General features: G+C 69.1%; 2 protein-coding genes. Both read right to left on the bottom strand.

Annotation, left to right across the window (positions count from 1 at the left end; all coding sequences use genetic code 11):
- Positions 1-11: 11 nt before the first annotated feature.
- Complete coding sequence (locus tag QX204_RS12365) at positions 12-788, bottom strand: FkbM family methyltransferase (protein ID WP_301906849.1); 777 nt, start codon at positions 786-788, stop codon at positions 12-14.
- A complete protein-coding gene (locus tag QX204_RS12360) occupies positions 788-25,120 on the bottom strand; it encodes a non-ribosomal peptide synthetase (protein ID WP_301906848.1) in 24,333 nt (8,110 codons plus the stop codon). Before QX204_RS12360 ends, QX204_RS12365 begins: the two co-directional genes overlap by 1 nt.
- Positions 25,121-25,355 lie beyond the last annotated feature (235 nt).

Raw genomic sequence — 25,355 nt, 5'->3', positions numbered from 1 at the left:
TCAGCCGGTGGTCACGCGCGAACGGCATACACCTCGTGCAGTTCGGTGCCTGCCAACGAGGGATCCTGGCGACTTCGTGGGGTGAGGCCGTGGAGTTCTAGGATCTCGCAGAATTCGGCGAGGCGGCCCTCGTGGTCGTGCACCTCGGCGACGACGGTGCGGATCCGGGACCAGTCGGATTCGGTGATGCCGAGCAGGACATCGAATTCGGCTCGTTCGACATCGATCTTCAGTACGCCGACCTCGGCGGCGGGGTCCTCCTGGGCCAGGATCGCCGACACCGTCGTGACCTCGACATCGATCTGTTCGCCGTCGTGCAGGCCACGGGTGATGAGGGTGATCGCGTCGTCGGGCAGACCGCTGTTGCGCAGGAAGGTTTTCGTCGCGTCGTCGTCCGCCTCCCGATCGGCGTACAGGCTCGAGTTCGCGGTGGCTCGGGGATACCAGGTGAACGGCAGCACACCGGGTGCGGCGCCCACCGCGACCTCGAGGGCGACACCGTCGGGCACGTGCACCGACATGTTCCGATGCAGGCACTCGTACGTGGCGGGGGCGGGTTCGGCCGCGATCACCCGCACACCGGGGTGCGTTTCGGCGAACACCATCGCGCTCAGTCCGATATTGGCGCCGATGTCGACGACGAGGTCACCGGGTCGCAGGGTGGCGGCGGCTCGGCGGTAGTACCCGTCGGCGATCATCTCGTTCCAGAGCATGCGCGCTTCGGCGGGGCTGGTGCAGGTGACGGTGCGGCCGTCGTCGAGGCGCAATTGCTGCGGTGTCGTCGTCATCAGTGCATGAATCCTTCGAGGATCGGGCCGATCACGGCCAGCGCGGAGGGGTGGGTCAGTTCGAGATGGCGTGCGTCGAGAACAGTGTTGTGAATGCGGCCCGTGACATGGGGTCGCCATGTCTGCGCGACGGCTTCGGTGTCGTCACGGTCCTTCCCCGCGGTGAAGAAGATCAGGTCACCGTCGAAGGTCCGTGGCCGGTAGGCGTCGGCGAGTTCGCCTGCGGTGGAGAAGCTTTCCATCACCCGGTCGATCTGGTCGGCGGTGAACAAACCGGTGCCGGTGATCTGATCGCGGACCACCTGCCAGGCCTGTTCGGTGGTGCTCGCGGTGACGGTGTCGCCGAGGTCGAACAGTTCCCGCCAGCCGCCCAGCAGGTCAGCCATCAACTCGCCCGGTGCGGATTCGGTGTCGGGCGTGATCGGCGGGGCGCCGACCGCGCTGTCCATCATCGCCAACAGCGCGACGTGTTCGCCCTGCTCCTGCAGTCGCGTCGCCACCGCATGGGCGATCTCGCCGCCCAGCGACCAGCCGAGCAGGTGGTAGGGCCCGCTGGACTGGGTTCGGCGGATCTCGTCGACGTAGCGGTGCGCGAGCTCCTCGATCGAGGTGGCGCCGGGTTCGTCGGCGACGACGTGCGGGTCCTGCAAGCCGAATACCGGCCGGTCGCCGCGCAGATTCCCCACCAGTCCGCCGTAGAACCAGGCGAGCCCGCCCGCCGGGTGGATCGCGAACAGTGGTGCGGCGTCACCCGCGGGGCGCAGCGGCAGCAGCACCTGCATGCCCGATCCGCCCTCGGTTTCGTCGACTCTGCGGGCCAGTGCCCGCGGCGTCGCGTCGTCGAACATCCACGGCAGCTCGATCCGGACTCCACGGCCGTGCAGTTCTGCCACGGCCATGGTCGCCAGCAGCGAGTTGCCGCCGAGGTCGAAGAATCCGTCAGCGGCCCCGACCCTGGCCACGTTCAGGGTGTGCGCGAACACCTCGGCGATCGCGATCTCGGACTGTGTTCGCGGGGCGTCGTATTCGCGCTCGGACGGTTCGAAGTCGGGTGCGGGCAGGGCATTTCGGTCGAGCTTGCCGTTGACCGTGATCGGCAGCGCGGGCAGCACCACGATGGCCGAGGGCACCATGTAACCGGTGAGCAGCTCCGCGGCGGTGCCACGAACCTGCGCCGGGTCCAGGTCCTGCCCGTCGACGGGAACGACATAGCCGATCAGCTGGTCGACGTCCTTGGCGTGGCGGTGTACCGCGGCAGCGGCCTGGGCAACGCCGGGATGGCCGAGCAGCGCCGATTCCACCTCACCCAATTCGATACGGAAACCGCGCAATTGGATCTGGGCGTCGGCACGTCCGAGGTAGTCCAGTTCCAGTCGGTGTTCGCCGCGACGCCACCGGCCGACGTCACCGGTCCGGTACAGGCGGCTACCCGGCGTGCCGAACGGATCGGCCACGAATCGGCCCGCGGTGAGCGCGCCCGCGCCGTGATATCCGCGCGAGAGCTGCCCGCCGCCGACATAGAGGTCACCGGCGACCCCGACCGGCACCGGCCGCAACCGTTCGTCGAGCACGTACACCGCCATCCCGGGCAGGGCACGGCCGATCCCGCCGGTGCCGGCCCGATCGACTTCGGCATAGCTGACGTGGACGGTCGTCTCGGTGATGCCGTACATGTTCACCAGTCGCGGCGAGCCCGCCGGGTGCGCGAGCAACCAGCCGGTCAGCCGGGCCGGGTCGAGCGCTTCACCGCCGAACACGATGTAGCGCAACGCCAACTCGTCGCCGCCCGCGCCACGGTAGCGGCGCTCCGCCTCGACGAATCCGTAGAACGCCGACGGCGTCTGGCTCATCACGGTGACCTGCTCGCGCGCCACGAGCTCGACGAAGGCGTCGGGTGTGCGTGTGGTGTCGTAGTCGACGACCACCACCCGTCCACCCGAGAGCAGGGCGCCCCACATCTCCCAGACCGCGAAATCGAACGCGTAGGAATGGAACTGCGTCCACACATCGTCGGCCCCGATGTCGAAATTCTCCGCGGCGTTCGTGAGCAGGGTGACCACATCACGGTGGGTGACCGCGACACCCTTGGGCCGACCGGTGGAGCCGGAGGTGTAGATCATGTAGGCGACATTGTCCGGGCGCGCGGTACTGTCGTGCCCGCCCTCGGCGATCGCGTCATCGTCCGACAGCAGTACCGGCCCGCTGAATTCGGGTACCTGCGAAGACATCGCCGCGGTGGTCAGCATCGCCACCGGTCGCGCGTCGTCGAGTACGAAGCGCAGCCGCTCCGCCGGATACGCCACGTCCAGGGGCAGATAACCCGCACCCGACATGACCACGGCCAACAGTCCGACCGCCAGATCCGCGGTGCGCGGCAACGCCACGGCCACCAGCGTTTCGGGCCCGGCGCCCGCCGCGATCAGGCGGGCGGCGACGGCCTCGGCACGCCGGTTCAGTTCCGCGTAGGTCAGAACGGTCGTCCCATCGGTCACCGCGACCGAATCCGGGGCGGCAGCCACTCGCCGGGCGAACAAACCACCGATCGTTTCCTCGGGAACCTGCGCGCCCGCCACCCCCGCCGCCTCGAGAACCTCGTGGCGCTGCGCCGGTTCCATGAATTCGATGTCGCCGATCACGGCCTGCGGGTCCGCGGTCACCGCTTCCAGGATCCGCACATACCACTGCGCGAACCGCTCCATCGATTCCTCGACGAAAAGGTCGGTGGCGTAGGTCAATCGGCCGAGGGTGCCGCGCGGGTTGCCGTCGGCGTCGAAGCGTTCGACCAGCTTCACGTTGAGATCGGACTGCGCCTGCTCGATGTAGTCCTCGACCGGTTCCACGGAGATCCCCGGCAGTTCGAGGACCACCTGATCGAGGTTCTGGTAATCGATCGTCACCTGATAGAGCGGCAGGTGCGCGGTCGAACGCGTCGGGTTGAGCGCCTCCACGACCTGCTCGAAGGAGACTTCCGCGTGCGCGAGCGCTGCCAGGTCGGCGGCCATGACGTCGGCCAGGAGCGCGTCGAAGGGCTGCTCGGCCGATACCGCTGTCCGCAGAACCACCGTGTTGACGAACATGCCGATCAGATCGTCGAGTTCGCGTTCCCCGCGCCCGGACACCGGTGTGCCGACCGCGATATCGCCGGTGCCCGCCAGCCGCGCGAGCAGCACGGTCAACGCGGCGTGCGCCACCATGAACGGCGTCGCGCCGGCCGCCCGCGCGACCGCGCCGATCCGCTCCTGCAGCCGCGCGTCGATGGCGAAGTCGACGATCCGGCCCCGCATGGACGCGACCGGCGGGCGGGGCATGTCGGTGGGCAGCTCGAGCAGTTCCGGCAGCCCGGCGAGGGTGTCGCGCCAGAAGTCCAACTGCCGCGACAGCAACGACTCCGGATCGTGCTCGTCGCCGAGCAGAGCATGTTGCCACAGTGCGTAGTCGGGGTACTGCACGGTGAGCGGCGGCCATGCGGGCGAGCTCGCGGTGGTCACGGCGTGATAGGCCGCCGCGACGTCGCGGGCCAGGGGAATCATCGAAAGGCCGTCCGCGCTGATGTGGTGGACGGCGATCACCAGTACGTGCTCGTCGGCGCCGAGGTCGAACAGTTCGGCCCGCACCGGCGGCGCCGCGGTGACCTGGAAGCTGGCCGACAGCACCGCCGTGGCGGCCTTGGGCAGCACCGATTCCTCGATCGCGACCGGGATCAGGGCGGGCACCACCTCGTCGGCGTCGACGATCACCTGTTGCGGAATACCGTCGACCACAGGGAATTTCGTGCGCAACGATTCGTGGCGCCCGATCACCATCGCGCAGGCGGTGCGCAGCGCCGCGATATCGAGCTCCCCGCTCAGCCGGATCACCAGGGGCACGTTGTAGGCACCGACCGAGGCGTCGAGCTGGTTGAGGAACCACATCCGCTGCTGGGCGGGTGAGAGCGGCACCGGACCGCTGTCGGGTCGCCGCGTCAGTGCGGGGCGTTCGACGTGGTCGTGGCCGGTGAGCCGGGCGGCGAGGTCGGCCATTGTCGGGTACTCGAACAGGTCGCGCACCGACACCCGGATGCCGAGTGCCGAGCTCAGTCGTGCGGTCAGCCTCGTCGCGGTCAGCGAGTTGCCGCCGAGGTCGAAGAAGTTGTCCCGCATGCCGACTCGGGCCAGGTCGAGCACTTCGGCGCACACCTCGGCGACGAGGCGTTCGGTCGGATCGCCCGGTGCCGAGTAGCCGACGGCGGCGAAGGCGGGCATCGGCAGCGCGCCACGGTCGAGCTTTCCGGTGGTGGTCAACGGCAGCTGTCGCAGAACCACGCAGATGTCGGGCACCATGTGGGCGGGCAGTCGCCGGCGGGCCGAGGCGCGCACCTGCTCGGGGTCGACGGTGTCACCGATGAGGTAACCCACGAGCCGGTCCGTGCCGTGGTCGTCGGTACGCAGCAGCACTACCGCGTGGGCGACGGTGGGATGTTCGGCGAGAACGGCCTCGATCTCGCCGAGTTCGATCCGCTGGCCACGGATCTTGACCTGATGGTCGACACGGCCGACGTAGTCGAGCGTGTGGTCGGCCGTCCAGCGGACGCGGTCGCCCGTCCGGTACATCCGGGTGCCCGGGTCGTAGGGGTTGGCGAGAAATGTCGTGGCGGTGGCGGCCGGCCGGCCGAGGTATCCGCGCGCCAGCTGGATACCGCTGACGTAGAGCTCGCCGGTCACCCCGATCGGCACGGGCCGCAGGTGCGAATCCAGCACCACGGCCGAGGTCCCGCGAATCGGGCCGCCCAGGGTGATGGGCGCGGGCGGCGAAAGGGGCTCGCTGATCGCGACCATGATCGTGGTCTCGGTGGGTCCGTAGCCGTTGAACAGTCGGCGTCCCGGCGCCCAGAGGGCGGCGAGTTCGGCCGGTACCGCCTCACCACCGGCGACCAGTACCGCGAGGCTGTCGAGCCCGTTCGGTGACATGGTCGCGAGCACGGTCGGTGTGAGGAAGGCGTGGGTGACCGCGTTGTCTCGGATGATGTCGGCCAACTCGGTGCCCGCGTAGGTATCGGGCGGTGAGATGACCAGCGTCGCGCCGTGCGGGTGGGCCATCAGCACTTCGAGCATGACCGCGTCGAATCCTGGTGCGGCACACTGCAGCACCCGCGAGTCCGGCGTCACCTGGTACCGATCCCGTTGCTCGGCAGCGAAGTTCGCCATACCCGCCTGGGTGACCGCCACTCCCTTGGGCCTGCCGGTGGTTCCGGAGGTGTAGATGACATAGGCCAGATCGGTGTCGCGGACCGTGCGCGGAACAGCGCGCGCCGGTTGATCCGCGATCTGGCGCGCCGCGGCCGGATCGTCGACGACCAGCCGTGCCCACTCCCCTTCCGGCACTCCGTCGCTCACCTCGTCGACGGTCAACACGACGCGGGCACCGCAGTCCGACAGCATGACCGCGAGCCGCTCATCCGGGTTGCGCGGATCGAGCAGCGCACCCGCGGCCCCGACCTCGGCCAGCGCCCAGATCGTCGTGATCAGCGAGGTCGAACGCGGCATGACCACGCCGACGGTGTCGCCGGTGTCGACGCCGCGCTCGATCAGCCAGTGCGCCAACCGATGTGCTCGAGTATCCAGCTCGGCGAAGGTCACTGTCTCGAACCCGCTCATCACCGCCACACCGTCGGGGTGCCGGGTCACGCCGTGGCGCAAGAGCTCGGTCAACGCCTCGGGCGCCACCCGCTCCGAGCCTCTGGCCGGAACCAGCGCCGCGTGCTCGGCCGCCGACAGCAGGTCGATGTCGCCGACGCGCGCGTTCGGGTCGGCGACGACGGCGCGCAGCACGCGCTCGATACGGTCGGCCAGCCCGGTCGCGGTCGCGTCGTCGACGCGAGCCGCCTGGTACCGCACCCGGATGTGCAAGGTGTCGGTGTGGTGGGCCTGCACGGTGATCGGGTAGTGCGCTGCGTCGGTGCCGACCACGTCGGTGACCCGAACCCCGTCGATGTCGGCGTCGCCGAGTCCGCTGCTGTCGACCGGGTAGGACTCGTACGCCACCAGGGTGTCGAACAGTTGTCCGCCGCCGACCGCGGCCATGATGCCGGACAGTTCGATGTGATGGTGGTCGAGCAGCCGGGTCTTGTTCGCCTGCAATTGTTCCAGCGCGGCCGCGATGGTCTGGTCGCCCTGTACGCGGACCGGGACCGGCAGCGTATTGATGAACAGCCCGATCATCGACTCGATGCCCGGCACCTCGGCCGGCCTGCCGGAGACCGTCTCGCCGAACACGATCCGCTCGCGACCGAGCTGGTTGGCCAGCACCGTCGCCCAGGCGAACTGCACGATCGTCGACATCGTGGCGCCGCACGCGCGGGCCAGCCCGGTCAGGGCGGTGGTGAGGTCGTCGTCGAGATCGATGGTCAGATCGATCGGTACCTCGACGGTTGCCTCGCCCACCGTTTCGGCGATCAGGCTGGGTTCGGTGAAGCCCGCCATGGCCTCGCGCCAGATCTCGACCCCGGCGGTGGTGTCGCGCCGGTCCAGCCAGCCCAGGTAGTCGCCGTAGGACGGTGCGGGAGGCAACAGGCTCGCGTCGGCACCGGCCGCGTACAGCCCGACCAGATCGCGCAGCAGCAACGGCAGTGACCAACCGTCGAGCAGCAGGTGATGAGCGGTCAGGATCAGCCGGAACTCGGCGGGCGCGACCCGGACGAGCACGAAGCGCACCAGTGGCGGATCGGCGGGGTCGAAAGCTCTCTCGCGTTCGGCCGCGAGGATCTCCGGCAACGTCGCCTCAGCGGCCGCGACAGTGCGCCAGTGCACGGTTGAATCCACCGGAACGACTTGCGCGACAACACCATCGATGGTTCGGGTGAACGCGGCCCGCAGGTTCGGATGCCGCCGCAGCAGGTCGGTCGCGGCCTGCCGAAGCCGGGCCTCGTCGACCGGCCCGGTGAGGGTCATCTCCGACTGCGCCGTATACACATCGAGTTCGCCCACGGCCAGCTCGGCATGGAACAACAGTCCGGCCTGCAGGGGCGCCATCGACCAGACCGCGTCGATCGGCCCGTAGCGTTCGGTGAAGATGTCCAGGTCCTGCTGGGTCAGTGCGACCAGCGGGGTATCGGACGGGGACAGACCCCAATCGTCTTCTCGTGCCGACACTTCCGCGATCTCGCGCAGCGACGCGGTCCACTCGTCGAGCAATTCACGAACCTCGCTGCCATCGAGAAGCCTTGTGGCGTAACCGATCTGCGCCGAGAGGGTGGGACCGTCAGGGGTGTCGACGATGCTGGTGTCGATGGACAGTGTCGCCGCGGCGGGCATGTCGGGATCGAAGGCCGCCTGATGATCGAAGTCCTCCCCGGCGGGAATCCAGGCGACACCGGACAGCGCCGCGAGATCGACGCCCGCACGGCCCAGGTTGTTGAAACTGATCTGCGGTCGGGCCGATGCCGCCAGTTGCGGGGCCGTCTCCGCGTGGAGGTACCGCAGCATGCCGTAGCCGATGCCCTTGTCCGGCACGGCCCGCAGCTGTTCCTTGACCGCCTTCACGGCGGCGCGTGGATCGGTGTCGTCGATGTCGAGGTCCACCGGGTAGGCGCTGGTGAACCAGCCGACGGTGCGCGAAAGGTCCGCACCAGGGGCGAGCTGTTCGGCGCGCCCGTGGCTTTCGAGCAGGATGCGCGCGCCGCGGTGCTCGACGCCGCGTTCGGCGCGCCAACGACCCAGTGCCAGGAGCAGACCCGCGAGCAGGGCGTCGTCGGTGGTGGCGTGCGCGGCACGTGGCACCGCGCCCATCAGAGCGGTGGTCAGGTCGACAGGAAGTGTCAGCGTCATCCGCTCGACCGTGGCGTGCACGTCGACAGTCGGGTCGAGTGCGGCCTGCCCGAGCAGCGGTTCGGGACGTGACCCCATTCGCTGCCACAGCGCCAGTTCCTCGACACGGCTGTCGGCTGCCGTTGCGACGGCCTGCGCCCACCGGCGCATCGATGTGCCGACGTCGGGCAGCTCGACCGCTCGTCCCTCACCGAGCTGCTGCCACGCGGAGACGAAGTCGGGGATCAGGATGCGCCAGGACACACCGTCGACCACCAGGTGGTGGATCACGATCAGCGCGCGCCCCCGCGACACCACGCCGGGCTCCGGCACCAGACAGACGACCTGCATCATCGCGGCGTCGACGGGGCGCAGTCGGGCTGACGCTGCCTCGAGCGCCTCCTCGACGAGTGCTGTGAAACCCGCACTGCCAGGCATGTTCTCGGGCCCGAAGGTGCGCACCGACACGACCCGCTCGGCATCGATCGCGCCGTGCGGCAAGACCTCGAGGTGCGCGTCGATCTCCGCGCCGCTCAGCCGCGCGCGCAGCATGTCGTGGCGGTCGAGCACGGCGCCGACCGTGGCGACCACATCGGCCTCCCGTGCGTCGCCGGGCAACTCGACCAGCAACGACTGCGCGAATCGGTCACCGGCCGGCCGATCCAGGTACCAGGAAACGATCGGGGTCGGTGCTACCTCCCCGATGCCACCGCCGGGCAGTTCTTCCAGGGTCACCCGTCCCGCGTCCTCGGCCACGGCGGCCAGTCCGCGAACAGTCCGGTGCTCGAAGATGTCGCGTGCCGTCACGACCACGCCGGCCGTCTTCAATCGCGATGCCAGCTGGATCGACATGATCGAGTCACCGCCGCGCGCGAAGAACGACTCGTCGACCCCCACCGAACCCACCCCGAGCACCTCGGCGAAGATCCCCGCGATGGTCGCTTCCAGTTCGGTCGCCGCGGCCGTGACGACAGAATCCGCCACCTCGGCATCGGGTTCGGGCAGGGCGCGCCGGTTCACCTTGCCGGTCGACGACACCGGCATCTCGTCGAGAACCATGAACACAGCGGGCACCATGTGTTCGGGCAGCGCGCCCGAGATCTGCTCGCGGATCGCGGCCGTATCGATCGTTCGACCCTCGTCGGCCACCAGATAGGCCGCCAGCAGCGGTTGTCCCGCGTTGCCGCGCCTGCTCACGGTGACCGCGGTGGCGACGTTCGGGCAGGCCACCAGCGCCGCGTCGATCTCACCGAGTTCTACGCGCTGGCCGCGGATCTTGACCTGGAAATCGGCGCGACCCACGTATTCGATGGTGTGCTCGGCACTCCAGCGCACCAGGTCACCGGTGCGATACATCCGGGTGCCCTGCGCACCGTACGGATCGGCGACGAACGCGGCAGCGCTCGCCCCCGGCCGATTCAGGTATCCACGCGCCAGCGCCTTACCCGACAGGTACAGCTCACCGACCACGCCCACCGGCACCGGTCGCAACCGAGCGTCGAGCACCACGGCGCGCACCCCGGGGATCGGGCCGCCGATGGTGATCGGATCACCCGGTGCCAACTCGGAGCTGACACAGACCGCGATCGTGGTCTCGGTCGGTCCGTACACATTGTGGAAGCGACGGCCCGGCGCCCACGCGGCGACGAGTTCGGCGGAGAGCGCTTCGCCGCCGATCGTCAGCATCTCCAGCGCGTCGAGGCCCTCGGGCCGCAAGGTCGCCAGCACGCTGGGCGTCATGAACGTGTGCGAAACCCGGTGCGTACGAATCAGTTCGGTCAGTTCCGCACCGGCGAACACCTCGGAGGGCGAGATGACCAGGGCGGCACCCGCGTCATAGGCCATCAGCGTTTCCATCATCACCGCGTCGAACGCGGGCGCGGAGACCTGCAGGACCCTCGACGCTCTCTCCACCTGATAGTGCTGGTGCTTGGCCGCCGCGAAGGCCGACAGACCCCCGTGCGTGACGACCACGCCCTTCGGCTTGCCCGTCGAGCCGGAGGTGTACACCAGGTAGGCGGCATCGTCCAGGCGCGCCGCCGCGAAGCGGTGATCCGGTGACGCGGTGGACAGGTCGGAGATCACCCGCTCGTCGTCGAGGCACATCCAGTCGACGGTGTCGGGCAGCGACGAACGCGCCGCGCTCAGTGTCACACCGAGTGTGACACCGGAGTCCTGGGCCATGTGCGCGAGCCGATCCGCGGGGTAGCGCAGATCCATCGGCACGAACGCCGCACCGGTCTTCGCGATGGCCCACAGCACCACGTGGAAGGCCACCGAGCGCGGGACAGCCAGCGCGACATAGGTTCCCGGCGTCGCACCTGCCCGGGCGAGCAGCACGGCGAGCCGGTCGGATCGCCGGTCGAGTTCGCCGTAGGTCAGGGTTTCGTCGTCACCGATCAGCGCGGTCGCCATCGGGTCGGCGGCAGCGGCGGCGAGCAGGGCGGGCAGCGTTTTCGGCGCCACCGCTGCCTCGCGCCCGAAGGGCAGCAGCTTCGCGGCCTCCTCGGGGCTCAGCAGGTCGATGGCCTCGAGGGTCACGTCCGGCTCTGCGGTGATCGTGGCGAGAACACGCAGTAGGCGCTCGGCGAATCGAGTCGCGGTGGCCTCGGTGAACAGGTCGGCGGCGTAGACGATCTCGCCGTCGATGCCCGCTGCGTCGGCGCGCTCGTTCAGCAGCACCGTGAGGTCGGTTTTGGCTTGTGCCACACCGGGATCGAGAACCTCGACGTCGATATCGTCGAGTTCGAAGCGCGTGGGATCGGCGTTGCGGAAGCCGAGCATCACCTGAAAGAGCGGTGAGTACGCGGTCGACCCGGCTCGGTCGAGCACCTCGACCAGCCGCTCGAACGGCACGTCCGCGTGCGCGAGCCCCTCCAGATCGGTGCCGCGCACCTCCGCCAGGAATTCCCGGAACGACAGGTGCTCGGCGACGCGAGTACGCAGAACCACCGTGTTGACGAACATCCCGACCAGGTCGTCGAGTTCGGGGCGCCCGCGACCGCTCACCGGGGTGCCGATCGTGACGTCGTCGGTGTGGGCGGTGCGCGAGAGCAGGATCGCCAGCGCGGCGTGCAGAACCATGAATACCGTGGCGCCTTCACGGCGGGCGAGGTCGACGACGGCCTCGTGCAACGCCGGCTCGACGGTGAACCCGACACTGCCGCCGTCCATCGTCAGCACCGCGGGTCGTGGACGGTCGGTCGGCAACGCGAGCAGTTCGGGGGAATCGGCGAGAATTCGCTGCCAATAGGTGATTTGGCGCCCCGCCAGGGAAGTGGGGTCGTCCTCGGCGCCGAGCAGCTCACGCTGCCAGACCGCGTAGTCGGCGTAGTCGACCGACAGCGCGGGCCACAGCGGTGGCGTGTCGGTACGACGAGACCGGTAGGCGGCGAACACATCTCGGGCCAGCGGCGCCATCGACGCACCGTCCGCGGCGATGTGGTGCACCACCAGGATCAACACGTGTTCATCGGCGCCCGTGCGATAGAGCCGCGCGCGGACCGGCGTGTCGGTGGCGATGTCGAAGCCCGACTCCACCGCATCACGCAGCCGATCTGCCAGCAGCGCCGGGTCGTCGAGGGAAGCGAGTTCGACATCCGTGGCACCGACCGTGCCCGCCTGGACGAGCTGATGCGGTTGCCCGCCCACCGCGGGATAGATCGTGCGCAGGGTCTCGTGGCGGGTGATCACATCGGTCATCGCCGCACGCAGCGCCGCCACGTCGAGCGGTCCGGTCAGCCTGGCCGCGAATCCGATGTTGTACGCACCGGAGGCGGGGTCGAGCTGGTTGAGGATCCAGATGCGCCGCTGCGCCGCCGCCAACGGAATCTCGGCGAGCTCGTTGCGATGCACCAGCGGCACGCCGGCGTAGCGGTCGCGCACCGCGATCCGTTCGGCCAGCGCCGCGATGGTGAGGGCCTCGAAGATGTCGCGAACACCGACCCGCACCCGCAGGGCGGCTTCGGCCCGGGCAGCGATCTGGGCCGCCGACAGCGAGTTCACCCCGATGTCGAACAGGTCGGCGCCGACGCTGACCCGGTCGGCGCCGACGATCTCGGCGACGATCTTGGCCAGCACGGCTTCCCGGTCGGTGCGCGGAGCGAGGAATTCGTCCGCATCGTCGATGTCCGGGTGGGGAAGCGCGGCGCGGTCGAGCTTGCCGTTCGCATTGAGCGGCAAGGTGTCGAGCACCAGGACCGCGCCGGGGACCAAGTAGGACGGCAGCAGCCGGGTGAGCGTACGGCGTACCTCCGGCCCGTCGAGTGCCTCGCCCGGCATCGGCGTGACATACGCGGTGATCCTGTCCTCGGTGACGATCGCGACCGCACGGGCGACCGTGTCGATCGAGTGCATGGCGGCTTCGATGTCGCCGGGTTCGACGCGCTGGCCGTGGTACTTCACCTGGAAGTCGCTGCGGCCGAAGAACTCCAGGGCGCCGGCGGGTGTCCAGCGGGCCAGGTCGCCGGTGCGATAGAGGCGCTCCCCCGGCGCGCCGAACGGATCGGCGAGGAATACCGCACAGGTGAGATCGGGCCGGTCCTGGTAGCCGCGGGCCAGCTGAGCGCCCGAAACATACAGGTCGCCGACGACCCCGGCGGGGACCGGTCGCAGTCGTGCGTTCAGGACATAGGCGGACATCCCCGAGACCGGGTACCCGATCGGAACGCTCTGCGGCGCAGCGGGATCTGTCGTGCAGCGGTAGGCCGTCACGACCTCGGCTTCGGCGGGACCGTACCAGTTGACCACCTCGGCCCGATCGAAGACCTGCACGGCGCGTTCGGCGGTGCGTTGGGCCAGCGCTTCACCCGCCGGGAAGAGGTAGCGGACCGAGGGCAGCTGGGTCGTGCCCGGGTGCTCGAGCAGCACGTCGAGCATCGACGGGACGAAGTGCACGGTGCTCACCTGTTCGTCCGCGATGACCTCGGCCAGGTAGGCGGGATCGCGGTGGCCGCCGGGTTCGGCGACGACGATCTGCGCGCCGGTCTGCAACGGCCAGAACAACTCCCACACCGCGATGTCGAAGGTGATCGGGGTCTTGTGCAGCACCACATCCGACGTGTCGTGCGGGAATTCGCTTTGTGCCCAAGCCAACTGGTGGGTGGTGGCGGCATGGGAGAGCGCGACGCCCTTCGGCGCACCGGTCGAGCCGGAGGTGAACAGCACATAGGCGGTGTTGTCGGCACGCAGCGGTGCGCGACGCTCGTCGTCGCCGATGGGTCCGGCGGGTTGTGCGCTCAGGTCGAGCTCGTCGAGCCGGACTCGAGACAGCTCGTCGGGAAGTGAGCTCTCGTCTCTCGTGACAGTGACGACCATCAGCGGTCGGGCCACCGCCAAGACGTGGGCCAGCCGGGCGGTCGGGTAGTCGGGATCGAGCGGAACGAAGGCGGCACCGGACTTCACAATGGCGTAGACGGCCGTGATCAGGTCGATCGAGCGATGAATCGCCACCGCCACGGCGGTTTCGGGGCCCGCGCCGAGATCGATGAGGTGACGAGCGAGGCGGTTCACGTTCGCGTCGAACTCGCGGTAGGTGAGGACGCGACCGCCGGGCACTCGGATGGCGGCGGCGTCCGGGGTGCGGGCTACCTGCTCGTCGAAGGCGTCGACGAGCGTGCGGTGCGGGCTCACCAGGGGTGCGTCGTGCGGGCGCAGCAGCCGGGTGCGGGTCGTTTCGTCGGCGAGGTCGATCTCGCCGACGATGGTCTGCGCGTCGGCGGTGACAGCGTCCAGCACGCGGACGAGCTGTTGGGTGAACCGGCGCGCGCTGGTGTCGTCGAACAGATCGGTGGCGTAGGTCAGGCGCAGCTTCATGCCCGTGATCTCGTTGTGCGGGCCGCGGTCCTCGGTGATCATCAGCAGCAGATCGCAGATCGCCGCGTCGGCACCGACATCGATGCCCGCGATCTCGAGCCCCGGCACGTCGAGCTGGGCGGGCGCCATGTTCTGGTAGGCGAGCATCACCTGGAACAACGGCGAATGTGCCGTCGAGCGCGCCGGATTCAGTACTTCCACCAGCTGTTCGAACGGAACGGCGGCATGATCGAACGCTTCGATGTCGGTGCGCCGGGTCAGTTCGATCAGGTCGGCGAACCGTTGCTCCGGGCGGACCCGGGTGCGCAGGACGAGCGTGTTGACGAACATGCCGACGAGGTGGTCCAGCGAACGGTCGCCGCGACCCGCGTACGGGATCCCGATGGCGATGTCGTCGCTGCTCGACAACTGCGCCAGCAGGACGGCCAAGGCGGTGTGCGCCACCATGAACGGGGTCACCCCGCTGCGCCGCGCCGACGCCGCCACGGCTTCGGCGACGTGAGCGGGTACCTCGGCGTGGACTGTCGCGCCGCGATGGGACTGTTCGAGCGGGCGCGGGCGATCGGTGGGCAGCGCGAGCACATCCGGCAGCCCCGCGAGTTGGGTGCGCCAGTACAGCAGGTCGCGGCCCGGCGCGGAATCGGGTGTGGCGAGCTGTTCGCGTTGCCACAGGGCGTAATCAGCGAATTGCACCGGCAGCGGCGCCCATTCGGGTGCCACACCGGCTCTGCGTGCGCGATAGGCCTCGATGATGTCGGCGGCCAACGGCGCCACCGAATAGCCGTCGCAATTGATGTGGTGTACCGACAGTGCCAGTGCGTGCGCGGTTTCGGTGATGCGGAACAGCGCCACCCGCAGCGGGGCGCCCACCGCGACATCGAATCCGACGCCGAAGAACCGAGTCAGCTCCTCGAGCACGGCATCCGCCGATACCGGGCGCACGGCGAGATCGCAGGACGCGACCACGTCCTCGGCACTCAGCACGACCTGCGTAGGGGTGCCGTCGTGGGCCGGATAGGTGGTGCGCAGGATTTCGTGTCGTTCGATCACATCGTGCAGCGCGGCCCTCATGGCCTCGATGTCGAGCTCACCGTCGAGGCTGATCGACAGTGGCACCACGTAACTCGCGGACTCGGGGTCCAACTGGTTGAGCAGCCACATCCGGCTCTGCGCGGGCGAGAGCGGGATGCGCTCGGGTCGCGCCGCCGCCACCGGGCCCGCGACGTCACCGACCGCGCGCTGGCGTTCGACCCACCGAGCCAGCTCGGCCACGGTCGGGGCTTCGAAGATCGCGCGCACGGGAATCGTCACGCCGAGGACTTCGCCGATGCGGCTGAGCACCCTGGTCGCCAGCAGCGAATTGCCACCGAGGGTGAAGAAGTTCTCGTCGGCGCCGATCCACGGTGTCTGCACCAGTTCACCGATCACACCGGCGATCGTTTCCTCGACGATCCCGCTGGGAGCCCGGTAACGGGTCGAACCGACGCGGGTGTCCGGAGCGGGCAGGGCGCGGTAGTCGATCTTGCCGTTGGGCGTGAGTGGGACCTCGTCGATCCGAATCACCTGGGCGGGAACCATATACGCGGGCAGGCGTCCCAGCAGGTACGTCCGCAGCGAGTCGGCCTCGATCGCCTCGTCGCTCACGGTGTAGGCCACCAGCACCTGCCCATCGGCGACCTGATGGACGCGGACGATCGCGGCGCTGATGCGCTCGTGTGCGCGGAACGCGGCTTCGATATCGCCGAGTTCGACGCGCAGGCCGCGAATCTTCACCTGGGAATCGCGGCGGCCGACGTACCGCAGCCGGCCTGTCGTGTCCCAGCGGACCAGGTCACCGGTGCGATAGAGGCGAGCTCCCGGTACCGAGCCGAACGGGTCGGCCACGAAGGCCGCGGCCGTGAGGTCCGCGCGGTCGTGGTAGCCGCGGGCGAGCTGGATGCCACCGAGATAGAGCTCACCGGTGACGCCCGAGGGCACGGGCCGCAGGCGGGCGTCGAGCACGTGCGCGACGACATTGGCTTCGGGCGTGCCGATCGCCACGACGGGTCCGTCGAGCTCGCCGATTTCCTCAGCGGTGACGCTGACGGCCGCTTCCGTCGGGCCGTACAGGTTGTCGATGCGCGCCCGGCTGACCTCGCGGAACCTGGCGACGGTCGCCGAGTCCAAAGCCTCACCGATGCACAGCACTTGGCGGATCGTGGCGAGCTCGTCCGGGCTCGCGAAGTCGAGGAACGCCGACAGCAGCGACGGCACGAAATCGACCACGGTCACGCCGTGACGGGCGATCAGCCCGGCTACGGCGGCGGGGTCGGTGTGATCCTCGCTCCCCGCGACGACCAACGCGGCGCCGGAGGTCGGAGCGGTGAACAACTCCCACACCGACAGGTCGAAAGTGACGGGGGTGCGCAGGAGCAACACGTCGTCGGTGCCGATCCGGTAATGCGCGGTGAGCCAACGGAGTTGGTTGACGACCGCCTCGTGGGTGAGCGCGACGCCCTTCGGGACGCCGGTCGACCCGGAGGTGAAGATGACGTAGGCCAGATCGTTCGGGCGCAGCGGCCTGATCCGATCGGCATCGGTGACCGGCGCGGTATCGGTCGCGGCCGGGCGCAGGTCCGACAGCCGCCAGATCGGCGCCTGTGTCGGCATGTCGATGTCGTCACGGATCAGTACGCCGTCGGGTCGCGCGGCGGTGAGCACGGTGCGCAGCCGGTCGACGGGGTGGTCCGGATCCAGCGGCAGGTAGGCGGCGCCGGTCGCGTGGATGGCGTAGAGCGTGGTGAGCAGATCGACCGAACGGCGCATAGCCACGGCCACAAGACTTCCCGGCCCGATGCCGTGGCCGATCAGTACTCGTGCCAGCGCGTTGACCTCGGCGCCGAACGCGGCGTAGGTGAGCACGTCACCGCTGTCGCCGTCGATGACCGCCGTGTGTTCCGGTGTCGCCGCGACCTGCTCGGCGAACAGATCCGCGATCGTCGAGCCGTCCGTGGGGGCGACCGGACCGGATTCCCGCAGCGACAGTTCGTCGAGTTCACGCGGGCTGAGCAGCGGCAGGTCGCCCACGGGCAAGCCGGGGTCGGCGACGACACCGCGCAGGATCGCGAGGAACCGCTCGAAGATCGGCGCGATGGTGGATTCGTCGAAAAGATCGGTCGCATAGCCGAATTCGACCTGCATGTCGCCGGGAGCACCGTTCGAGTCGATCGTGTCGACCAGGGTCAGATGCAGGTCGTACTTGGCGACACCCGGTTCGACGAGATCAGCGGCCACGGTGAGGCCGCCGAGTTGCAGCGTCGGGATGTCGATGTTCTGGAACGAGAAGCCGACCTGGGTCAACGGCTCGTGCGCGGTGCTACGCGGCGGATTGAGGACCTCCACCAGCTGTTCGAACGGGATGCCCGCATTGTCGAACGCGCCGAGATCGCAGTCGCGGGCGCGGTCGAGCACCTGGGTGAACGGCGCCGCGGGATCTACCTGGACGCGCAAGACCAGCGTGTTGACGAACATGCCGATGAGCGGGTCGAGGGCGGGTTCGCCGCGCCCGGCGACCGGGGTACCGACCGCGATGTCCTCGGTGCCCGACAGCCGTGCCAGCAGGACCGCGAACGCCGCATGGGTCACCATGAACAGTGTCGCGTCGTGGCGACGGGCGAGGGCGATGATGTCGCGATGCAGGTCGGCGGGAATCGTGGCGGACATGGTCGCGCCACGGTAGGACTGGCGCGCGGGTCGGGGGCGGTCGGTCGGCAGATCGAGCATCTGCGGCAGGTCGGCCAGCGCCGCGATCCAGTACCGGATCTGGTCGGCGGTCACGCTCGCGGGGTCGTCCTGGGTGCCGAGGTTTCGCCGTTGCCACAGTGTGTAGTCGGCGTACTGGACCGACAGCGGCGTCAACGCCGGTGTCTCGCCTGCCATCCGGGCCCGGTAGGCCACGGCCAGGTCGGCGGCCAGCGGCGCGAGCGAGGATCCGTCGATGGCGATGTGGTGCACGGTGAGCACCACCGTCCACTCCTCGGCCGCGGTGCGCAGCAACGCGATCCGGAACGGCACCTCCGTGCTCACGTCGAATCCGAGGGCGGTCTCGCGCGCGATCCGATCGGCGATCTCGGCCTCGGCGACCTCGACGTAGGTGAGCCGCGGTTCCGAGGGCGATGCCAGGATTTCCTGCCACGGTCCGCTGTCGCTGTCGGGGTATCGGGTGCGCAGCGTCTCGTGTCTGTCGATCACATCGGCGAGAGCCGACCGCAGCGCGTCGACATCGAGCGGCCCGGAGATCCGCACGACCACCGGCACGTTGTAAACCGCCGCCGAGGTATCGAACTGGTTGAGGAACCACATCCGGGCCTGCGCGGGCGAGAGCGGAATCCGATCCGGCCGTTGCTGCGGCACCAGACGCCGGTGGCCTGTGCCCGAACCGGCCCCCGGGCCGATCGACGCCAACTCGCGGGCGAGCGCGTCGACGGTCGGCGTCTCGAACAGTGCTCGCACCGCGATGTCGGTACCGAACGCGTCGGACAGGCGCGCCGCGACCTTGGTCGCGGTGAGCGAGTTGCCGCCCAGGTCGAAGAAGTTGTCGAGCGCGCTCACTCGCGGTGCGCCGAGCACCTCGCGGTAGGCATCGGCGACGAGTTGTTCGGCGGGGGTGCGCGGCGCGATGTCGGCAGCCGTCTGCGGGAACACCGGCTCCGGCAGTACCGCGCGATCGAGCTTGCCGCTGGCGGTCAGCGGGAATCGGTCGAGCACCATGCACACATCGGGCACCATGTGCGCGGGAAGTCGGTCGCGCGCGGCGGCGCGTACCTGCTCCGCGTCGATGCCCGCGCCGACCAGGTAGCCGACGAGGCGGTCGGCGCCTGTGCTGCCGTGGATCACCACGACGGCGTGGGTCACCGAGGGGTCCTGCGCGAGTACCGCTTCGATCTCCCCCAGCTCGGTGCGCTGGCCGCGGATCTTCACCTGATGGTCGGCGCGGCCCAGGTATTGCAGGGTCCGCTCCGAGGTCCACCGCACCAGATCACCTGTGCGGTACATCCGGGTGCCCGCACCGCGCGGGTCGGCGACGAAACTGGCCGCTGTGACCGTGGGCCGACCGAGATAGCCGCGCGCCAATTGCACGCCGCCAATGTAGAGTTCGCCCGCCGTACCGACCGGCACCGGCTGCATCCGGGCGTCGAGGACCTGCGCGGAGATGCCGCGAATCGGTCCGCCGATGGTGATCGGACCCCGCGGGGGAATCGGGTCGCTGATCGCGACCATGATCGTCGTTTCGGTGGGACCGTAGCCGTTGAACAGCCGACGCCCCGGCGCCCAGGTCGCGGCGAGGTCGGCCGTCAGAGCTTCGCCGCCGGAGACCAGCACCCGCAGGCACCCCAGGTGCTCCGGTGACATCGAGCCGAGGACGGTCGGCGTCAAGAAGGCATGGGTGACCCCTTGTGCCCGAATGAGTTCCGCCAGTTCCGCACCCGCGTAGATCTCGGGCGGGGACACGATCAGCGCGGCGCCACCGGGGTGGGCGAGCAGAATCTCCAGCATCACCGCGTCGAACCCCGGACCCGCGGCCTGCAGGACCCGGACGGAGGGCTCGACGGCATAGCGGTCCTGCTGTTCGGCGGCGAAGTTCGCCAGCCCCTGGTTGGTGACCTCGACGCCCTTCGGTACACCTGTTGTGCCGGAGGTGTAGATCACGTAGGCCACGTCGCCGGGGTGCACCGGCCTGCCTCGATCGATGTCGGTCACCGGCGCCGAGGAGTACCCGGCGGTGACGGCGCGCGAGACCGGATCGGCCACCACGAGCAACGCCCACGGCCCCTCGGGCGCGGCGCCCTCGACCTCGGCACTGGTCAAGACCACCGTGGGTGCGCTGTCGGCGAGCATCGAGCGGATCCGATCCTGCGGATTACGCGGGTCGATCAGCACCAGGGCCGCGCCCGTTTTGGCGACGGCCCACACCACCGCCACGAAATCGAGCGAGCGCGGCAGGACCATCGCCACCACCTCGCCGGGTCGGGCTCCTTCGTCGAGCAGCCGGCGGGCGAACCGATTCGACAGCTCGTCCAGCTGTGTGAAGTCCATCCGCCCGGTGCCGGTGACGACCGCCGGACCGTCCGGCGAGATCGCGACGCCGCGAGCCAGCAGATCCGCCAGCGCTACGCCGGGTACCGCGTCCGCACCCCGAACAGGTTGCAGCGCGCCACGTTCGGCGGTGGACAGCAACTCCACATCGCCGACCGGCACGGAGGGATTCGCCACCACCGCGTCGAGGATGCGGCGCAGCCGTGCGGCCATCTGCTCGATGGTGGCGGGGTCGAACAGGTCGGTCGCGTAGTTGATGCGCAGCGCGACGTCACCGGAGTCCGCGGCGTTGGCGTCGATGGTGACGACGAGGTCGACCTTGGCGGGCTCGGCCCCCGGATCGAGAACGTCCACCGTGAGGCCGGGCAGGGTCAGCCGGGGCAATTCGGTGTTGTCGAAGGACAGATACACCTGACACACGGGTGCATAGGCCGCGGAGCGGCGCGGATCGAGCTCTTCCACGACCCGGTCGTAGGGCAGGTCGCCGTGAGCGAAGGCATCGATGTCGATGTCCTTGACGCGTTCGAGGAAGGCGGTGAAGGATTCGTCGCCGCGAACCGGCGTGCGCAGCGCCACGGTGTTGACGAACATTCCCACCAGCGGCGCGAGGTCCGGCTCGCCGCGACCGCCCAGCGGGGCGCCGATGACGATGTCGCCGGTGCCCGACAGCCGAGCCAGCAGGACCGCGAGTGCGGCGTGGACGACCATGAACGGAGTGAGATCCGCGGCGCGGGCGAGTCGCTCGATGTCGGCATAGGTCCGTGCGGGAAGCTGCGTGGCGACGACCCCGCCGCGCATCGAAGCGCGATCCGGGCGCGGTCGGTCCGACGGCAGCTCGAGCACCGCGGGCGCATCCGCCAATTGGGTTGTCCAGTAGCGCAATTGGTCGGCCGCGAGCGAGTCCGGATCGGTTTCGTCGCCGAGGAGGCGACGGTGCCAGTCGGCGTAGTCGGCGTACTGCACCCTCGGGGGCAGCTGGTCCGGAGCGATCTGCTGCGACCGAGCAGCGTAGGCGGTGGCGAAGTCGACGGCCAGGGGCGCCAGCGACGCACCGTCACAGCAGATGTGATGCAGGACCAGCACCAACACGTGACTGTCGCGGCCGGTCGTGAGCAGGACCGCGCGCAGGGGCGGTCGAGCGCAGACGTCGAAGCCGTCGGCGGTCAGCTCGCGAAGCCGGTCGGTGAGTCGCCGCTCCTCGACGTGTTCGGGGACGAAGGAGAATTCGGTCAGGGTCGCCTCGGCCGACAGGATCTCCTGTGTGCCGTGGCCGTCGTGGGCGGGATAGCGGGTTCGTAGTGATTCGTGGCGTTCGAGAACGTCGCCCAGCGCCGCGCGCAGGGCGGTGGAGTCGAGTCGGCCCGACAATCGCAGCACGAGGGGAATGTTGTAGGCGGCGGACTCCGGATCGACGCGGTTGATCAACCACATCCGGTGCTGCGCGGGGGCCAGCGCCAACAGTCCGTCGCGCGCGATCGGCGCCAGGGCGGACCGCACCCGGCGCCGCGCCCGGCCGACGTAGTCGGCGAACCCGGCCACCGTCGGGTTGGCGAACAGATCACGCACCGACAGTTCGCAGTCGGTGGCATCGGCGACCCGCACGACGGCGCCCGCCGCGGTGAGCGAGTTGCCACCCACCTCGAAGAAGCTGTCGAACGCGCCGATCCGTTCCACACCGAGCACCTCGGCGAAGACCTGCGCGACCGTCTCTTCGGCCTCGGTTCGCGGCGCGACATAGCTGGCCGTGGCCGCCGCTGCCGGTTCGGGCAGTGCGCGCAGGTCGAGCTTGCCGTTGACCGTCAACGGCAGTTCGTCCACGACCATGACGACATTCGGGATCATGTAGTCCGGCAGCAACGAACCCGCCCGGGCGACAACGGCATCGACATCGCAGTCGGTACCGCTCGCCACGACATAACCCACCAGCCGTGCCGCGTCGGTATCGGCGCGATGCACCACCACGGCAGCCGAAGCCACCGCCGGATGGGCAAGCAGCGCGGCACGGACCTCGTCGAGTTCGATGCGGAACCCGCGCAGTTGCACCTGCTGATCCGCGCGGCCCCGGTATTCGAGCTCGCCGTCGTGATTGCGGCGGGCCACATCTCCGCTTCGGTACATCCGCTCCCCCGGCGCACCCCACGGGTCGGCGACGAACCGACCCGCGCTGAGCGCGGGCTGGTCGAGATAGCCGCGCGCCAATTGCGTTCCCGCTACGTAGATCTCACCCCATGCGCCCACCGGCGTCGGCCGCAGGCGCCGATCCAGCACGTAGGTGCGCAGGCCGGGCAGGGCTGTGCCGATCACGCTGGGTGCGCCGGGTACGGCCAGATCAGCACTCATGTCGGTGCGGGTGACGAACACGGTGGTCTCGGTGATGCCGTAGCTGTTGACCAGGACCGGTCCGGTCGGGTTGTCCTGGTACCAGGGCGCCAACGCCGCCGGATCCAGACCCTCACCGGACAGCACGACCACCCGCAGTGCCAGCTCCCCCTCGGGTGTCTCGGCCGCGAGGTGCCGTCGCCGGGCCGCGGCGAATTGATAGAACGCCGAGGGAGTTTGGCTGAACACGGTGACGCCCTCACGGGCGGCCAGGGGCACCAGATCATCCGGGGCGCGCGCTGTCAGCGCATCGACGACCACCACGCGACCGCCGGTGACCAGCGGTCCGAAGACCTCCCAGATCGAGTAGTCGAAGGCCACCGAATGCAGCCATGTCCACACGTCGTCGGCCCGAACATCCAGAGCGGCACACGCGTTCGCCAGGTAGGTGACCACCGCACGGTGGCTGATCACCACACCCTTCGGCCGGCCGGTGGACCCGGAGGTGAAGATGACGTACGCGGCATCGTCGGGTCGCAGTGGCGCGGTGCGCTCATCATCGGTGATCGGGTAGGCGGCACCGTCGAGGTCGTCGCCGGGCTCGAGAACGAGCCGAGCACCGCCCACGGCCAGGGCGGAGTCCTCGACGACGACAACCGCCGGATCAGCCTGACCGACAATGTATTCCAGCCGTTCGGGCGGATGGCCGAGGTCCAAGGGCAGATACGCGGCACCGGATTTCAGCACCGCGAGCATCGCGACGACCAGCCGGGTGCCGCGCGGCAGCGCGAGGGCGACCAGCGCACCCGGACCGGCGCCGCGGGCGATCAAACGCCGGGCGAGCCGAGTCGAACGCTCGTCGAGGTCGCGATAGGTGATCGTCTCGCCCTCGGCGGTGACCGCCTCCGCGAACGGGGTCGAATCAGCCTGTCGCGCCAGCGAATCCACCAGGGTCTCCGCGGGGGCGACGCCCTCGACACCGGCCGACTCCTCGACGATCGCGTCCAGCTGCGCGGACGAGACCAGCGGTAGTTCCACCACGCGCGCGTCGGAGTCGGCCTCGATGAAGCGGCGCAGGAACTCGATGAAACGGTCGGCGTGGGCATCGATATCGCGCCGATGGTAGAGATTTCCGTTGCCGTGCAGCTCGATGAGCAGCGGTGCGTCCGGCCCGGTCCGGTAGAGGTTGATCTGAAGGTCATCGAGCGCGCCCGAGGTGAGCGCGTGGTAGCGACCGACGGCGTCGCCGAGGCGGATCTCGGAGTCGAAGAACAAGATGTTGAGGACGGGCCCGAAAGTGTTGGCGGAGTTGTCGATCGCGGGCGATTCGCGGCGCAGGTCCTCGAAGCGGTAGCGCTGATGACGCAACGCGGAGATCAGCTCGGCGATCGAGGCTTTGACCAACTGCGTCACGGTGGTCGCGTCGTCGATCGCGAAGCGGATCGGCACCATATTGGCCAGCATCGCCGCGGCATTGCGCAGCTTCACGGTGACCCTGGCGCTCATCGGGACAGAGAGCACCACCTCGTCGGCACCGGTCATCCGCGTGAAGAAGGCCGCGAACGCCGCGACGACGACCTGCGCGGCCGACGCGTCGAGCTCGGCCGAGCGCCGATCGAGCAGTGCGCACAGTTCGGCCGGAAGTTCGCGTGTGGCAACCTCGTCCACGGTTCCCGCACGCGCCGAACGACCGGACAGCCCGGTCGGTGCGGGCAGATCGGCGACCTTGTCCAGCCAATACCGACGATCGGCCTCGAACCGTGAACCCTCCCGGTAGGCCTGCTCCTCCGCGGCGATGTCACGCAGGGGAACCGCCATCAGCCGAGCCGGCGGCCTGCCTTCCGACAGCGCGTTGTAGTGCTCGGCGACCCTGCTCAACACGTTGAACGCGCCGTACCCGTCGATGACGAGGTGGTGTGCACGCGCGTACCACAGGTGCAGGTCGTCGCCGATTCTGATCAGTCGAGTGATCGCGAGTTGGTCATGGGAGATGTCGACCCGTCGGGTGTAGTCGTTGCGCATCCATTCCAGCGCCGCCGACATCGGATCTCCGTGCGTGCTGAGATCGAGCACGAGTTCGTTGAACGTGATGGCGCGGTCGACGACCTGATAGGGGCGCCCTTCCACCTCGACCACCCGCACCATGAGGGACTCGGTCTCCTCACACGCCTCGTGCACCGCCCTGTTGAACAGGGCCACATCGAGGGGCCCCTCGATCTCCACGTACTGGGCGATATTGGTCGCCGGTCCACTATGCGCGCCGTCCGCGAACCACATCCCAGTTTGCGCGGAGGAAAGCGGAATCAGATCCCGATTACCGGCACAGCTTTCGACAGACTCCATAATTACCCGACCCCTCGCATGGCTATAGACCTGACACGAAACTCCAAGTACGGAAATCCGTGCGCTTTCCTACCCCGCATATTCACGTGTACCACAACCGCCTCGCGGGCCCATTACCGTCGAGCATCCATCCGTTCCCCCTCGCCGCTTTCAGGACCGAGAGGGATCCCGATGGTCACCGATCCGACATCCCGCGCGTGCGCTACCCAGACGATTCCGATCCGAAACCTGATAC

The sequence above is a fragment of the Nocardia sp. PE-7 genome, from assembly GCF_030486425.1.
GTDB classification, from domain to species: Bacteria; Actinomycetota; Actinomycetes; order Mycobacteriales; family Mycobacteriaceae; genus Nocardia; species Nocardia salmonicida_A.
This window is presented reverse-complemented; position numbering and strand designations above follow the sequence as displayed.